Source organism: Methanoregula sp. (assembly GCF_050010295.1).
In the GTDB taxonomy this organism is placed as follows: Archaea; Halobacteriota; Methanomicrobia; order Methanomicrobiales; family Methanospirillaceae; genus Methanoregula.
The window spans coordinates 70,452-85,740 of record NZ_JBEKLH010000010.1 but is presented as its reverse complement, the minus strand read 5'-3'; the positions used below and the strand labels follow the sequence as shown (position 1 = coordinate 85,740).

The 15,289-nt window shown below is 55.3% G+C and carries 16 protein-coding genes; 11 read left to right on the top strand and 5 right to left on the bottom strand.

The genetic code is table 11. The features are described from left to right. Positions 1 to 349 precede the first annotated feature (349 nt). Together pscS and ABSB80_RS11905 are read right to left on the bottom strand one after the other, a co-directional pair. A complete protein-coding gene (gene pscS, locus ABSB80_RS11910; protein ID WP_428370845.1) occupies positions 350 to 1,531 on the bottom strand; it encodes an O-phospho-L-seryl-tRNA:Cys-tRNA synthase in 1,182 nt (393 codons plus the stop codon). Continuing rightward, on the bottom strand, positions 1,528 to 1,710 hold the full coding sequence (locus ABSB80_RS11905) for a hypothetical protein (RefSeq protein WP_428370844.1): 183 nt from the start codon (positions 1,708 to 1,710) through the stop codon (positions 1,528 to 1,530). The genes pscS and ABSB80_RS11905 overlap by 4 nt, the downstream gene beginning before the upstream one ends. Positions 1,711 to 2,043: 333 nt before the next feature. Here ABSB80_RS11905 and eif1A point away from each other — a divergent pair, with 333 nt between their 5' ends. Both eif1A and ABSB80_RS11895 read left to right on the top strand, forming a co-directional pair. Beyond that, positions 2,044 to 2,298: a translation initiation factor eIF-1A gene (gene eif1A / locus ABSB80_RS11900; protein ID WP_428370848.1), complete on the top strand. Its 255-nt coding sequence runs from the start codon at positions 2,044 to 2,046 to the stop codon at positions 2,296 to 2,298. Positions 2,299 to 2,393: 95 nt separating this feature from the next. Beyond that, positions 2,394 to 2,573, top strand: coding sequence for a CxxC-x17-CxxC domain-containing protein (locus ABSB80_RS11895; protein WP_428370843.1), 180 nt, complete (start codon positions 2,394 to 2,396; stop codon positions 2,571 to 2,573). Positions 2,574 to 2,791: 218 nt separating this feature from the next. Here the strand turns inward: ABSB80_RS11895 and ABSB80_RS11890 are convergent, their stop codons facing one another. Further along, positions 2,792 to 3,952: a glycoside hydrolase family protein gene (locus ABSB80_RS11890; protein ID WP_428370842.1), complete on the bottom strand. Its 1,161-nt coding sequence runs from the start codon at positions 3,950 to 3,952 to the stop codon at positions 2,792 to 2,794. 124 nt (positions 3,953 to 4,076) lie between these two features. Next, positions 4,077 to 4,511, bottom strand: a complete 435-nt coding sequence (locus tag ABSB80_RS11885; protein ID WP_428370841.1) for a hypothetical protein — start codon at positions 4,509 to 4,511, stop codon at positions 4,077 to 4,079. A 367-nt stretch (positions 4,512 to 4,878) separates the two neighbouring features. Here ABSB80_RS11885 and ABSB80_RS11880 point away from each other — a divergent pair, with 367 nt between their 5' ends. The 4 genes from ABSB80_RS11880 (at position 4,879) to ABSB80_RS11865 (ending at position 8,059) form a co-directional block, all read left to right on the top strand. Then, positions 4,879 to 5,490 (top strand): HD domain-containing protein, encoded by a 612-nt coding sequence (locus tag ABSB80_RS11880; RefSeq protein ID WP_428370840.1) that lies wholly within the window; start codon positions 4,879 to 4,881, stop codon positions 5,488 to 5,490. 454 nt (positions 5,491 to 5,944) lie between these two features. After that, positions 5,945 to 6,862, top strand: coding sequence for an ABC transporter ATP-binding protein (locus tag ABSB80_RS11875; protein ID WP_428370839.1), 918 nt, complete (start codon positions 5,945 to 5,947; stop codon positions 6,860 to 6,862). Between the two features lies 1 nt (position 6,863). Beyond that, on the top strand, positions 6,864 to 7,610 hold the full coding sequence (locus ABSB80_RS11870) for an ABC transporter permease (protein WP_428370838.1): 747 nt from the start codon (positions 6,864 to 6,866) through the stop codon (positions 7,608 to 7,610). A gap of 68 nt (positions 7,611 to 7,678) precedes the next feature. Continuing rightward, a complete protein-coding gene (locus ABSB80_RS11865; RefSeq protein WP_428370837.1) occupies positions 7,679 to 8,059 on the top strand; it encodes an SDR family NAD(P)-dependent oxidoreductase in 381 nt (126 codons plus the stop codon). Positions 8,060 to 8,217: 158 nt separating this feature from the next. On the opposite strand, the gene ABSB80_RS11860 is transcribed toward ABSB80_RS11865, so the two are convergent. Further along, the gene (locus ABSB80_RS11860; protein ID WP_428370836.1) at positions 8,218 to 9,981 is read right to left on the bottom strand and encodes an MFS transporter; all 1,764 of its coding nucleotides are present in this window, start codon (positions 9,979 to 9,981) and stop codon (positions 8,218 to 8,220) included. A 272-nt stretch (positions 9,982 to 10,253) separates the two neighbouring features. Between ABSB80_RS11860 and ABSB80_RS11855 the strand changes: the two genes are divergently transcribed. The 5 genes from ABSB80_RS11855 to ABSB80_RS11835 all read left to right on the top strand — a co-directional run bounded on the left by ABSB80_RS11855 (position 10,254) and on the right by ABSB80_RS11835 (position 15,281). Next, complete coding sequence (locus ABSB80_RS11855; RefSeq protein WP_428370835.1) at positions 10,254 to 10,886, top strand: class I SAM-dependent methyltransferase; 633 nt, start codon at positions 10,254 to 10,256, stop codon at positions 10,884 to 10,886. 988 nt (positions 10,887 to 11,874) lie between these two features. Then, the gene (locus ABSB80_RS11850) at positions 11,875 to 12,504 is read left to right on the top strand and encodes a TMEM175 family protein (RefSeq protein ID WP_428370834.1); all 630 of its coding nucleotides are present in this window, start codon (positions 11,875 to 11,877) and stop codon (positions 12,502 to 12,504) included. Between the two features lie 59 nt (positions 12,505 to 12,563). Further along, positions 12,564 to 12,725: a hypothetical protein gene (locus ABSB80_RS11845; RefSeq protein WP_428370833.1), complete on the top strand. Its 162-nt coding sequence runs from the start codon at positions 12,564 to 12,566 to the stop codon at positions 12,723 to 12,725. A gap of 129 nt (positions 12,726 to 12,854) precedes the next feature. Further along, a complete protein-coding gene (locus ABSB80_RS11840) occupies positions 12,855 to 13,424 on the top strand; it encodes a LemA family protein (RefSeq protein WP_428370832.1) in 570 nt (189 codons plus the stop codon). A gap of 12 nt (positions 13,425 to 13,436) precedes the next feature. Continuing rightward, positions 13,437 to 15,281 (top strand): DUF2207 family protein, encoded by a 1,845-nt coding sequence (locus tag ABSB80_RS11835; RefSeq protein WP_428370831.1) that lies wholly within the window; start codon positions 13,437 to 13,439, stop codon positions 15,279 to 15,281. Positions 15,282 to 15,289 lie beyond the last annotated feature (8 nt).

The window sequence follows — 15,289 nt, the reverse complement described above, 5'->3', positions numbered from 1 at the left end:
AGGGGGGACAGGTTTTAGCCTGTCTCTGCATATTTTCTAGCTCCGGATGGCTTCCTGACGGGCAATTCTGAGTACCTCCCATCCGGGCCCGTAGCGGGCTCCGTTTACCCATTTCCGGAGGCCGACCGTGTCATAATTCGGAGAACTCTGATGAGTTCTTCTCCAGCCTGCTCTTCCCTTCGGGAACAGCGGTCTCCCCCAAGAGCGTCTATAACGAATGCCGATGATTTCTCCAAAGCCATTATCTCTACTATTTTTATCTAAATTTCAAATGCGATGCCCAATACCAAAGAATGAAATCTTACGACACTATCGGACATTCCTGAAAAATATCCGGTTAAAAGAGTAATTATTCCTTCACTGATAGCCCGTTCTCCCGCGCGATTGCGGTGAAGGCATCCGCGAGATACCCGGCCTGCACGCGGGTCGTGCCGTACGTGTTGAACTTCCAGACTTTTGTTGCGCCGGGGATGACACCGGTGATCCCCTTTTCCTCGAGGGCAGATAAGAGATAATATCCGCGTTTTTTGTGCGTTTCTGCGACAGTATCGAAAGATCCGGTAGTGTCGACCCGGGTCATGGTGTGTTTTCGCGGGTATTCCGAGAGGAGCTGCGTCCCCCCGATGGAGAGGAGCGCATCGACAACCCGCCGGTTGTTCTCCAGTTCGCAGTCGAAATGCTTTACCCGTTCTTTTACGTGGGGGAACGAGGCCATCATGCCGACAAGTGTCGCCCCCATCAGAGTGCAGCCCATCATCTCGGGCTCCTTGATCCCGAATTTCCGATTGGTCACGTCCCCGACAATTGACGTGGTCCGGAAGACTTCTGCAGCCCGCTCAGCGGTCGCTGCCAGCACCCCGGACGGGGCCGGTGCCGCCATGCTCTTGTGCCCGGACCCAACAACAAAGTCAACACCGAGGGTTTTCCCATCGACAGGCAGGATACCAACCGTATAGGCACCGTTGTACAGGATCGGAATATCATACTGGTGTGTTACCTTCGCAATCGCCCGGATGTCGTGCATGTTGCCGTACTGGTAGTCCACGTGGTCGATGAAGGCGAGAACGGGAACTTTGCCAGTCTCCCTTCTGATGTCTTCGATCTTCTCCGCGGCTGCGTCGGCCGTTATCATTTTCTGCTCATCAGCCGGTATCTCCCGGGCGATACCTCCTGACTCTTCCACAGCAAGGAACTCGGTATAATGGGAGAGGGAAGTGAGCAGGACAGGATCGCCTTTACTCACATACGTCTGGGCTACCGCCTGGAACCCGCGCCGGGCCCCGGGCACGGTCCTGACAGCGTCCATATTGAGCCAGTCCGCGAGGTCCTTGTGGAAAGCGGCGATCGGGGGCTTGCTGATATAATCGAGACGGTTGGGCTTGCGGCAGTTATCACAGACCGAGTAGCCGTCACCGTACGCGATGACCGCCTTCATTGCATCGGCCGTGAGCTTCCCCCCGGCCTGGATCGGGTCGATATTGATGAAGAGCTCGTTGACCTGGCGAGCCTCGATCCCCATCCCGCATCTCATCTCAGCATCTCCTGTTTCAGGGAAGTCACCTGGCGCTCAAGGTTTTCCAGGAGACGCTGTACCTCGGCTTTCTGGTCAGGACTGAATTCATGACGGGGTGCCGTCTCCCGAAGGAGGACCCGGAGATCAGTAAGGGTATATGTAGCCTGAAAAACCATGTCAACTGCCCGTTTTGACATAGGGTCACCATAGTAGTATGGTATATAATGAATTAAGTAACCGTGCCCGGGGCTCAGTCACAGCGTGGCAGGAGGCAGTCATAGAATCCTTCGTCCGGATGTGTGGACTGCATCGGGGAAACCCTGCCGGAACAGGGATCAGACAGACTCCGCATGATTTACAGATAGAACAAACCCGTGCGACGCTTTTTGCCCAATACATACTTTCATCGTTCCGGGCACCATTGGTGTACATCTCGGGGGTTGTATTTAATTAGCAATTTCGCAAAAAAACCTGGCTCAGAAGATGTTACAGAATTTGACGCCGACGGGGCGCCGGTTGTCCGTGTTCGCCTGCCAAAGAAGAAGAACCGCGAACAGTTTGCCTGCGCCGGACTGATGCTGGGAGCAAACCATATCCGGGTCCGATGCCAGGACGGAGTTGAACGGATGGGAAGGATTAAAGGCAAGATCAAGAAACGGTCGTGGATCCGGGAAGGCGACATCCTCATCGTCGTCCCGTGGAGTTTCCAGGATGAGAAATGCGACATCCTTTACAGGTACCTGCCTCCGCAGGCGGACTGGCTGCGGAAAAACCGGTATCTCTAATACCCTCTTTTCATGGTGTACTGTTGCACGACCCGGCAATTATTATACTCTGCCCACAATGCCGCACAGTTTTTTAAAACTGTTTGAGAAAAACTATGTATGAATCAAATAATTTTGGTGGAAACAGAGGGACCAGGGACTTTGGACCCCGTGAAATGACGAAAACTACCTGTTCGGACTGCGGAAAAGAGTGCGAAGTTCCCTTCAAGCCAACAGAGGGCAGGCCGGTATACTGTCGTGACTGCCTCCCGAAACACCGGAAACCCCGGTTCTAACTTTTTTACCGTTGTTATTCCCGGTGTTCAGCTTTCGTTCCTGTATCCAGATGTGGATCCCTGACCAGTTCCGGTAACGGGCAGCGATCGAATGCAGGATATTCACGAAACGTGCCCTAGGCATACGTATCTCCGTGAAGATGGTATATTCAGCCCGTCATCATGACAACACGGAAAACGGGGATTATGCCGGACTCGTCCATGGATTTTTTCCCGTCCTAAATCCGGAGAAATTCATCGGGAAGCAGGCTCGTGGCCAGCATCACCAGGTTGATCTCACGGTGTTCCGTCCAGGCAGGAGGTTCCTGGTTTCTCTCGTCCATCCAGAACCTTTCGATCGTACCTGCAAGCGGAAGATACGCTGCAAGCCTGTCAATTTTCTGTTCTACTACCCCAGCAGCAGCAAAATCCCCGGGGTTTTCCAGTATCAGTCCGGCCAGCGTCGCTGCTCCTTTCAGCCCGATCGAAAGGCCCAATTCGCGGAATGCAAGCCTGTATCCGGCAGGCTGGTGAACAGTGCGGCTTTTTTCAAACGCCTCAATGCCAGGGATGACTGCATCCAGTACGGAAAGGAGCAGATTTTCTAAGGTGCAGCCATTCCCGATGATGATCTGTCCGATCCGGGCAGCATCGATCATGAGCCCTCCGGTTCCAAGCGGGTCATCGGTAGGCAGGTAGGTCCCCCGGCAGATGTCCGCCATCTCGGCGATCTCGAAGGCAAGCAATGTCGGTTGATCCTGCCCCGGACACCCGGATGATGCTGTCTGGAGCTCGCGGTAAGTGACATACCCCTCAAGGGGATCGTGCTGTCCCATGGAGGGAACAAGCGGCCGTGAAAGATCGATGCTCATCTTCCAGTACATCCTCTTTTTCCCACCGGACACCGGGGAGTACGTGAAGCGGGCATGCGCTGAACCTGCAAGTTCAACCGCCCACCGCAGGTACTTCGGGTCCCCGGTCACCCGGCTGGTGCAGGCAAGGGCATGCATCCACCGGGTCAGGTAGTGGAAGTACTGCCCGTCCTGGTCCCACTCAAGCCGTTCGTCATAAGGTTCGTGAAAGTTCCGTTCGTTCAGCCTCTTGCCAATCCGCAGGCCCCCGATTGTCGGGTGGACCTCTCCTCCCGCAGATGAAAGACCGCTGATCCAGCCTGTCCGCAGGTCATCGCTGCGGTGTTTTCCGAGGAGGTGGTGTACCTGATGGATGAGGCGCAGGGCACGGTCCATCCATTCCGGGTTATCAGTCTCTCGGTACAACGAGAGAAAATTGCAGACCGCAAACGCATCTGTCCAGAGATAACGTTTCGGGTGCTCGCCGGTCGGATCAAGCCCGGTCATCCGGGCAAATTCCAGCATGATCACTGAAGCAGGTTCTGTCATTGTTTCGTCTTCCGTCAATGCAAGACGCCTTTTTTACCGTTCCCGGGACACCGGGCAGGGCCGCGGGCGTGACTGGAGTACAGCCGTATCAGTTCCATTCTGATCTGCCTCACCCCTGCCAGTTTCATGTCAGAGGATTATCCGGGATTTTCGGGGATTCGTTCACGGTTGCAGGTTTCCAGATTATGGCAAGGATACCCCCGATAATTCCGAGCACCCCTCCGATATAAAATCCTCCCCCGCTGATAAAACTCATGGCAGAGAACAGGAGGATAATAATTCCCCAGCTCGTGTGCGAGGGCACAGGGTTGGATCCAATCATATAGGCCCCGATGATCACAATTGCCCCAAAGATGATCCCGAGTATCCCCACGCCCGCCATCAGCGGGCCGATGGGACCCGTTCCGTACCCGTACATCATCCTGCCCATCATCCCGTACATGAACGTCGTTCCAATACCGAGCGTAATGATCCCCGCGACCAGGATCAGCGCCCCGCCTACGTAAGAAAGGACGATCGCGGTATTCGGACTTGTCTTCTCTTCATCCATACTATCCACGCTGTCCACTCACGCTCGGTCGGAATAAATGCGTTTTCCTTCCTTTCAAAATGCATCATGATGAATTCTGACAAATACGAAAAGATATTCCCGGATATTTGTGACGGTTGTAAAATCCGGAACAGGGCCTGCCGCCTCCCGGGCGCTCAAGACGGACAAAGCCAAATGCCGGAAGGTCTGGCCCAGGCGATCTGAGTGACGGCAGAACACCAGCGCAATTTCCGGCCTTCCGGGAGCCACAGTTTTCCGTGACTGGCTTCCGTGAGCCGGTTTCATATGAAAGATACTGCAGGCGCAGCTACGGGCAGGCTAAATGCAGGAGGATTTATACCGGCCAGCCGAAGATCTGACCGGAGATCCGGGCTGCATGAATGAGAAGACAGAAAAGATCCACGAGTATGTAAAAAGCGTTCTTGGTCAGGGAAGTTCGCATGGTCTCGACCATGTTGAACGGGTCACCCGCCTCTGTGAGACAATCGGCGCCCGCGAACATGCGGACATGGGGATCCTGCTCCCTGCTGCACTTCTCCATGATATCGGGCGTCCGGTCGAAAAGGAGAAAGGGACTCCCCATGAAGCTGAAGGAGCGCAAATTGCGGAGCGGTTCCTTCGATCCATCGGGTACGATGAAGATCTTATCCCCCCGATTACCCACGCAATCCGCACCCACCGTTTTCGGTCGAAGGAAACGCCGGGTACTCCTGAAGCCCGGATACTTGCCGATGCGGACAAGCTGGATGCCATGGGCGCGGTTGGAATAGGCCGGACATTCATGCGGGCGGCAGAGCACGGGGGGACGGTCAATGACGCCGTGGAACATTTCCATGACAAACTGCTGAAATTAAAGGACCTCATACACACGGAAACAGCTCGGGATATTGCCAGGGAGAGGCATGAGTTCCTCGCCGGTTTTCTCGCGACCCTTGAGCGCGAGATGGATCTCAGTTCCCCTCAATTTTTTGATCCTGAATTACTTTGAATGACAGACCATAGCGAGCCCCCTCCCCTTAAGCCAGGGCCTCCCTTAACGAGGGGCGGGGGACCGTGACCTCTAACTAAAGAGATCAGGGCTCTGGAGAGATCCTATTTTCCAATACATTGGCGTATAATTTCAGGTGATTGTGAGGATGACCTCCTCTTTTTATTCCCCTTCTTTTCAAAAGATTTTCGCCAACCACCTGAGGGCTATCGCGATAGGGGGGTGCCCTGGCGGCCGGGAATTAATCGTCGCATCAGCGAGGATACGGGGCGTTTTCCTGGCACGAATATAAATACTGCGTTCCGGCTCTCCGTTCCGTACCCATCATCTCCATGCATCTGAAGCGATCAATCCCGGATACCCTGCACAAACCTTCTATGGTTGTTCCGTGGGGCATGATAATAGATACCCTCATATGGTTTTGCTCTGCAATCTTGCTTCCGGAACACCACGTATGGAGGCAATAGAAGCGAAAAATCTCCGCAAGTCGTTCGGGCCCGTAACCGCCGTTGACAATGTCAGTATCACTATCCCGGAAGGCGGCATCTTCGGGTTCCTCGGCCCGAACGGCGCCGGGAAGACCACGACAATCCGGATGATCACCGGTGTGCTGATACCGGACACCGGAACGGTGCAGGTCCTTGGGACGGATGTGGACAAAGACCCGCTCACCGCCAAGCTGAAGATGGGCGTCATCCCAGAGAACGGCACTGTGTACAGCGATCTCACCGCGGAACAGAACATCCTCATCACCGCAAAATTTTTTGGCATGGACCGGGCGAGCCGCGAACGCCGTGCCGGGGAGATCCTCGCACGGCTCGGGCTTGAGGAACGGAGAAACGACATCGTCCGGACATTCTCGAAAGGTATGCGCCAGCGGATCAGCATCGCGTGTGCCATCGTCCACTCGCCGCCGGTCCTGATCCTCGATGAACCGACCACGGGGCTGGACGTGTACAGCCGCCGGCTCGTGATCGATACGGTCCGGCACATGAGCGAGCAGGGCAGCACGATCCTTCTCACCACGCACAACATCGAGGAGGCCAACGCGCTCTGCTCGATGATCAGCATCATCAACAAGGGGAAGATCGTGGCGACTGGCAGCCCGGAGAAACTCAAGAAGACCTTCGACACTTCCCGGTACGTCGAGATCTCGTTCGACCAGCCGGTGGGACCCGGGCTGTTTTCTGCCCCGGGGATCACCCGGGCGGAGCCATGGGGGGACAAGTGGCGGGTCTTCACGGACGACCCGGACCGGGCCGTGAAACACCTTGCTTCCGCTTCGGAGCGGGACCACCTGACCATCGTCTCCATCGCGACCTCGAACCCTACGCTCGAAGAGGCGTTTGTCCGGCTCACCGGAGACGTGTAAGATGGACTGGAATGTCTTTCTCCGCAGCATCGCGGTCGTCACCGAGAAGAACATGCGGATCTATTACTTCAAGGGGCCGGTGGTGGTCTTCGGCCTGCTTTTCCCCCTCATCATGTTCTTCACGTTCTTCATAGGCCGGAACCTCGACATCGTCCTCTTCTTCCCGGGGTTCCTCGGGATGATGCTCTTCTTTACCGCGTCCTCGGTCGGCCCCCTGATCACCCCGTGGGAGAAGCGGGAGAAGACCTACGAACGTCTCGTCTCCCTCCCCGTGATCCTTGAGAGCATCATTATCGGCGACCTGATGGCCGGCGCGATCTTCGGCGTTGGCATCACAGCAATCGTCTTCGTGGTCTCTGCGGTGCTCCTCCGGCTCCCCCTCGCCCATATCGGGCTCCTCGCCCTCTCGCTCGTGCTCGGGTCGATCACGTTTGCAGCGCTCGGAACCCTGCTCGCCTCACCGACAACAGACAACCCGTCGAACATCATGATGCTCTCGAGCCTCGTCCGGCTCCCGCTCATCTTCGTCTCGGGCATCTTCGTCCCGCTCAGCCAGCTGGCCGGCTGGGAATGGATCCTCACCTCCCTCTCCCCGCTCACGTACCTCGTTGACCTCTTCCACGCAAGCCTGAACGGCGACGCGGTCTACCCGCCATGGGTCGATTCGCTGGTACTCGTGCTCGTGATCCTAGTCTTCATCGGGTGTGCTAAGGTGATCCAGAGGCGGAACCTGGTGAAAGGGATTTAGGAACAGCATCAGAGGAACGCATCCTGAAATACAATACCCATTTCTTCCGGGATTTTCATTGACAGCAGGTGATCCCGATCATGAGGGCACAGGGCGGGGGGACGATCCTCAACATCAGTTCCGGGACCGCACTGATGAATCTGCCGGGCATGAGCCCGTATTCATCCTCCAAGCGGGCCCTGGCCGGCATCAGTCTTGCCGCCCGGGAGGAACTGCAGGCTGACAATATCGTTGTCAGCGTCGTTTACCCGTATATTACCCTTACCGGTTTCGAGAAGAATACTATCCGGGCGGTCCCGGTGCCCGAAGATGAACGGGAACCGACCGGCCCGTACCCGCCGGACTCAGCAGAATTCGTCGCCGGGAAGATTGCCGGGGGGATCGTGAGCGGCGAGGCAGAGGTCTTCTTTCATGACTGGATGAAAGAGCGGCACACAGGGTTGACGTGACGGTAAACCTAGTCCGGTTCCGCCGGAGGGTACAGAAAAATTCTGGGGGGTTTGGGAGACCTGCAGGAACAGGTATGCCGGAGTCCCAATCAAAAGGCATTTTTCAGCGCGAATCTGAGGGCAGAAGTTCTAGGACCCCCGATCAAACGGGCGGGATATTATTCCACACCATCCCGGACGGGATCATCCACGGGTTCGGATTTTGCGTCCTGCTTTCCATGGATCTCGTGAACGAACCGTGACCCGGTCAATGAGGCCAATATCGCGGCGATGATCGAGAGCAGGGCACCAATGTAGAAGGAGATCCTGAGCGACGGCATGAAGGCATGCGCAAGCGTTGTCGGGAACCAGGTGATACCGGTCAGGGTGGTCATGGTCGAATTGCTGATTGTGGCAACGACCGCCGGGAGCACTGTTGCCAGGATCGCGTTGACAGGATTGTATCCCAGGAACGCGGCAAATAACGCTCCTGTCGGCGGAATTGCGCTCATCGGGACGATCAGGCCCGGGGCCCCGGCGCTGGTAAGTGATGTCGCAAGCTCCGGGGGGAACAGGTGCGTCAGGCTGACGATGACGATGGTGAAGAAGAGGGCCATGGAGATGACCATCCCGCTGTTCTGGAGCATCGACCTCATGCCCGATGCGACACCGCGCTCCTCCGGTGGCACGGAGTTCATGATCGCTGCGATATTCGGTGTACCGAACATGCCGTTCCCGAGTCCCATGATCAGGAGGGCAAGGGCAAAGACCGGGTAATCGAAATCATAGGGCAGCGAGGCGAGCATCAGGAACGAGAGGGCAATGAGGAGCAGGCCGGACGTGGCGAACAGCCGTGAACCGTATTTGTCCGAGAGCCAGCCCGAGAGGGGGCCCATGATCACGAACCCGGCAGTGAGCGGCAGCATGAAGATCCCGGCCCAGAACGGGGTCGACTCGTAGCTGTACCCGTGGAGCGGCAGCCAGATACCCTGCAGCAGCATGATCAGGAGGAACATCATGCCGCCCCGGGCGAGAGCGCTCAGGAACCCGGCGGTGTTCGCGAGGGAGAATACCCGGATCTTAAAAAGGCTCAGCCGGAACATCGGGTCCTCGACACGGCTCTCGATGATCGGGAATGCCACCAGGAGGAGGGCGCCGATGGCAAGCGCTGCGATCACCCACGGGTTCCCCCACCCCATCGGGTCATGCCTGTACGGGAGCAGGGCATACGTGATCCCGACAAGGAGGATCGTCAGCCCGCCGACGAAAGTGATGTTGCCCCAGATATCGATCTTCCGGGCCTTCTTCGGCAGCGTAGTCTCCTTGAGTTTCAGGTACGCCCAGACCGTGCCAAGGAGGCCGACCGGCACGCTGACAAGGAATACATACCGCCAGTTGTAGAACGCGAGGATCCCGCCGAGGATGAGGCCCACGAACTGGCCGGACAGGAATGCCATCGTGTTCAGTCCCAGCGCCTTGCCCCGTTCATCGGGTGGAAATGCATCGGTGAGTATTGCCGCGCTGTTGGAGAAGGTGAATGACGCACCCACGGCCTGGACGATGCGGAACAAAATCAGCTCAATGGCGCCTGCGTCACCTTTGCCCGGCGTGAGAAAAAGCAGGATGGATCCGAGCGTGAAGATGGCAAACCCGATATTGTAGAGTTTCACCCTCCCGTACATGTCCGAGAGCCGGCCGAAACTGAGGAGCAAGGTTGCGGTGACGAGGCTGTAGCCCATCAGCACCCAGATAAGGTACTGGAACGAAGTGAGCGGGTCGATATTGATGCCATTGAAGATCGCGGGCAGCGATATGAGGGTGATGCTCCCGTTCACCGAAACCATGAACATCTCGATGGTCGTAATCGAGAGCACGATCCACTTATAGTCTATGCCTTTTCTGAAGGGAACAATGTCATTGCCTGTGATTTTGTTTTCTTCCATGAGATCGGACTGTCCCCCGGCATCATCCGGGCATCTTCCTGAACAGGTAAAATGTAGTTTACAAATTGGATCTTTTGGTACTATAATGTTTCAGGACTCCTGCATGAAGGAGCATCTCCGGATGATGTATCCAACAGTATACCAATACAAGGTCAGGACAAGGTCAGGATTTACTACGGTGAAACGTGAAAAAATGAAGATCGCCTTTCTGGCAGGAGCCTAGGAAACATTGAAACCTCATCCCGGTTGATCCTTTCATCAAGGTGGCGTGCATGAAATATGCCGATGTCGACAGGATATACCAGACCATACCGCTGGATAATCTCCCGTGGAATAATGAGACCCCGCCGGATGCGCTTGTCAGACTTGTGCAGGAAGGGAAAGTCCGGCCCTGCAGGACTGCCGATCTCGGGTGCGGTGCCGGCAACTATGCGATCTACCTGGCAGGTCTTGGGTTTGAGGTGACCGGTGTCGACAGTTCTCCGACAGCGATAACCATTGCCAGAGAACATGCAGAAAAAAGGGGAGTCCGGTGCAGGTTTGTTGTCGCTGATCTCCTTGGCGGGCTGCAGGAAGTGAGCGGTACGTTCGACTTTGCCTATGACTGGGAATTCCTGCACCATATCTTCCCGGAAGACCGGGAGACTTATATCAAGAATGTTTATAAAATCCTGAGCCGGGGGGCAACGTACTTTTCCGTCTGTTTCAGCGATGACGACCCCCAGTTCGGAGGCACCGGGAAATACCGGACGACCCGGATCGGGACAACGCTCTATTTCTCCTCAGAGTCCGAGATACGGGAACTTGTCTCCCCGTATTTCACCATCCGGGAACTCAAGACCATTGACGTCAGCGGTAAGTCTGGCCCGCACAGAGCAGTCTACCTGCTGGCTGAATGGCGCTGAATTCTTTCTCATGCAGGGAGGCTCCAGGGGAGATCGGCCCGCAGTGCAGCAAAAATAACCGGTTTTTTTACCCTGGAGAAATCTCCCTGTTGAAACAATTGTCAAAACTATCATATCTCCTTTCATGAGGAACGCCGCCGTAGTCCAAGATTTTCTGACGAAAATCTTCTCCACAGCCTTCGGCTGTCCCCGACTGGGCGCAGTCCAAGAACTCTGATGAGTTCTCCTTGTCCTCTCTTAGCATTGACAGTCCGCGAGAGTACCTCCAAAATATGCCCTCGAAGAACCCATTCGGGTTCTTCTCATGCCCCCTTCCTGATGAAACGGGGCACTCTACGGGCTCCGATTCCCTGTTTTTCCGGACACAGAGACAGTAATTCCGGAAAATGAGACATTAATTCATGCAATTCCGGTCATTTTTACGTCTGAAAACATGAGACGCTATTTGGGTGTATTTGGAAGGCGAAAAGGGAGGGGGGACAGGTTTTAGCCTGTCTCTGCATATTTTTTAGCTCCGGATGGCTTCCTGACGGGCAATTCTGAGTACCTCCCATCCGGGCCCGTAGCGGGCTCCGTTTACCCATTTCCGGAGGCTGACCGTGTCATAATTCGGAGAACTCTGATGAGTTCTTCTCCAGTCAATCCTTGCTGACGCGACGATTGGCTCCCCGCAGCGGATCAAACGAGATTTTTAACACGTCCCTGCCCCGCCATGCCCCCAAGAGGCCCTGATGCGGGGGATGCATCACAGATATTGATTATTTTTTCGATTTTTATGGTTAGGGTGTGAACTGTATCGGTTCCTGTCTGTTTCTACCGATCCGGTTTTTATTCGCCCGCTTTGAAAAAAATCCTTCAGACTGAAGGAAAGTTCCGGTCTCTTCTCTCCCATCTTCTTCCTCCCAGCGGCCAGCTCTTTCGAAAACTAGATAGAGGTACGTGATGAGATAACCTGATAAGAAGATTATGGTGCGACCGGGGAGATCCAATGGAGAGAGCTGAAAACAGGACCGAAGTGAACATCGGCTTTGGAAAGGGAAGGATCGAGTCCCTCACGGACGGGATCTTCGCGTTCGGCATGACGCTCCTCGTTCTCGGGGCCGGCTATCCTTTTGCTGTTGAAACGCTGGCGGGCAGGCCCGTCTCCCAAATTCTCGTCCAGTCAGTTCCGGATATTATCCTGTATGTCATTTCTTTTCTTATCCTCGCAACATTCTGGGTCTCGCATCACACACAGTTCCACCACATACGCTCTATTGACCGGACCCTGCTCTGGCTCAATATTATCATCCTGATGTTCATTGCCTTCATTCCGTTCAGCAGCTCAATCGCTGGTGTCTTTCCCGCAAATCCCCTGGCGGCAGGAGTACTCGAAACACACCTCCTTCTTACCGGACTGCTCTTTCATCTCCAGTGGCGATATGCCACTGACAACCACCGTCTCGTGGATCCTTCACTTTCATCGTTTATCATCAGACGGGGAAGCGAAGTAACGCTCATCATCCCTGTGTTGTCCTGCATCGGACTTGTCCTGGCATTTTTTTCCTTCCCCTACGGGCTGGCGGTGTATATTCTCGTCCCCCCGCTGTACTACATCCGGCTGAAAAGGATCCAGTAAGACGGATCTTCTGGCTCTGGAGAAATCCTATTTTTCCATAAATCAGCTTATAACTTCACATGGTCATGAGGATAACCCTCTCTCACGTCGAAGAACTCGGACGGGTTCTTCTTATCCTCAAGGTCCTGATGAACCTCTTCGAAAATCGGAGAGGTTTCTCAAAACCTCGACGAGGAGAAGGGAGGCGTGAGCCGATCTTCGACCTAAACGAAGAACTCTGACGAGTTCTTCTTATCCTCAGGGTCCTGATGGACCCTTTCGGAGATCGAAGAACCTGCCGTTCTTCTCCAGCCTGTTTCAGCTACCTCATGTCTTATGTAGTGGAGCGATCATCACTACTCTGAAAGAAAATGCTGGGAGATATCATAGGCTGGATCGTACTGGGCGTTATCGTCCTCGTCATCATCGTACTGTTCTTCTGGGCCGTGGGAATCTACAACCGTTTCTACAGCCTGAAAAATTCCTCTGAAGCAACCCTTGGCCAGATCCGTGTGGCCATGAAAAAGCGGCTGGACATGATCGACCAACTGCTCGGGGCGGTAAAGAGCTATGCGAAGTTCGAAAAAGAGACGTTTGAACAGGTAACCGCGATGCGGGCAAGCGTGGCAACCGCTTCCCCCGGCGACCTGAACAAGATGGAGGCCGATTCCCGGTCGATCTTCGGGCGCCTTCTGGCGGTTGCGGAGAATTATCCTGACCTGAAGACCAACACGACCGTCATCAGCCTTATGGACTCTGTCAAGAGTATTGAAGAAGAGATAGCACGTCAGCGATATACCTTCAACAACATCTCGCAGGAGTTCAATACGATGATGGATACCATTCCCTCAAAATTCATCGGGCATCTGACCGGCCTGGTAAAACTCGAGTACCTGCAGTTTGAGGAAGCGGTTGCAACCCCCCCGAAAATTGAGTTCTGACGGGTAATTGTCATGGGAGAAATAAAACAACTGGCGGTACTCGTTATCGCATGCCTGATCATTGGTGGCATCGGCATCGTGCTCAGTATCGTACTTCCCCCGCTTTTTGAAGGTGATCTCACCGTCAGCTCGTATGCGGCGACCCTGTATGATAACGGGACGCTCACCGAGCAATATACCTATAATGTGCAAACGTCCGGTGAGTATCACATGCTCTACCGTTCGTGGGAGGAGCCGCTCCTCTTTACTCCACCGGGCCAGCCATCGGTTGAGATCGTTTCTGCAGCACCCCCACCAAGAACGGTTGCGTATGCCAAGGACGATTCGGGCAATGTGGCAGTTTACGGCGACTCATCAGCTGCCGCTTACAAATCAACGATTGGTCGATCGGCCAAGGATGACGAAGTGGGGATCTTCAGTCCCGGCTCTTTTGCTGCAGGGCAGTACACGGTGGCATATACCTACGTCCTGTACCCTCCGATTGAGTACGACGGGAGCACAACCCATCTCAACCTGAAGTTCGCCGGGCAGTCTCACATCCCGTACCATGACATCACGATCACGGTTCCTGCAGACGGCATCCAGCAGGTATTTGCCTATCCGCCGACGCTGGGCACGGTCCTGTCAGGGAACACGTATACCTTCAGCGGTGACGCAGCGGCAGATGAGAATATTGCCGTCGAGATGCTGGGCGGATCAACGGCATTCAGCCAGATCCCGGGAGGATTCAGGACTCAGGTTCCCGGTCTCGCAGGAAGCACAACCTCAGGAAGTTTCTGGTATGATGCAGTCTACACGCTCTCGTACCTGCTGAATTACCTGGCAAAGGCAGCCGTCATCCTCGTCCCCCTCCTGTTCCTCGTGATCTACCGCTGGTACGGCGTGGAAAAGAAGTTTACCGTACCCGCCTACCTGAGTACCAACCCGAACCCGGCGCTCAAACCCTGGCAGGTCAACCTGCTGTTCAAGGACGATGCACTGGATTTCGATGAGGACGGGTATTATGCTACCCTTCTCGATCTCCACCGGCGAAAGTTCATTACGATAACCACGAAGCAGGAGGGAGCAGCCAAGGATTTCGAGATCCGCATCCTCAAAACAGCCTCGGATGACCCGTACGAGCAGAGAGTGCTCAACGTACTTGGACAGATAGCTGAGAACGGCATCCTCGATTCAGGCCACATCGAGAAGCTTGCAAACGAAGCGGCGACCAACATCGCATCCGAAGAGAAAGCACTCCGCTACCAGAGGATGCTGACCGATGTGACCAGGAGGGCAGATCCCTCCCTTACCCTCCAGTATATCGTGGATGGGCGGGACCATATCGTTCCGCTCCTGCTCGCCAGCATCACCGTGGTTGCTGTCACGCTCATATTTGCATTCCTGGAACCCATGCAGTCCTACATCCTCATCCCGGCCACGGTATTATGGGGAGTCGTCATCGTCCAGGAAGTGATCGCGATCGCGATGCCGTCGACCCTGTTCGGTCACTGGAAAGGTGACAAACACAAGGAGAAGCTCGAATGGGACGCATTTGCCCACTTCCTCTCGGACCTCGCGCAGATGCGGAAATATGCTCCGGAAGATCTCTCCATGTGGGGAGAATGGCTGGTGTACGGGACCGCTCTGGGTGTTGGTGACAAGGTTGAGAGTGCCATGGCATCGCTCAACATCAATATCGCCGAGACCGGAGTCCCTGCAGGTGCACTGGGAATAGGGTATGCATTTACTCCCCTCCTCTTCTTCACCCCGCCGGTCCGCGGCGGTTCCGGTGGCTATCGTGGCGGGGGGTTCGGAGGCGGAGGCGGCTTTGGTGGGGGCGGAGGCTTCGGGGGTGGCGGTGCCCACGGGCGATAAGCACGGGT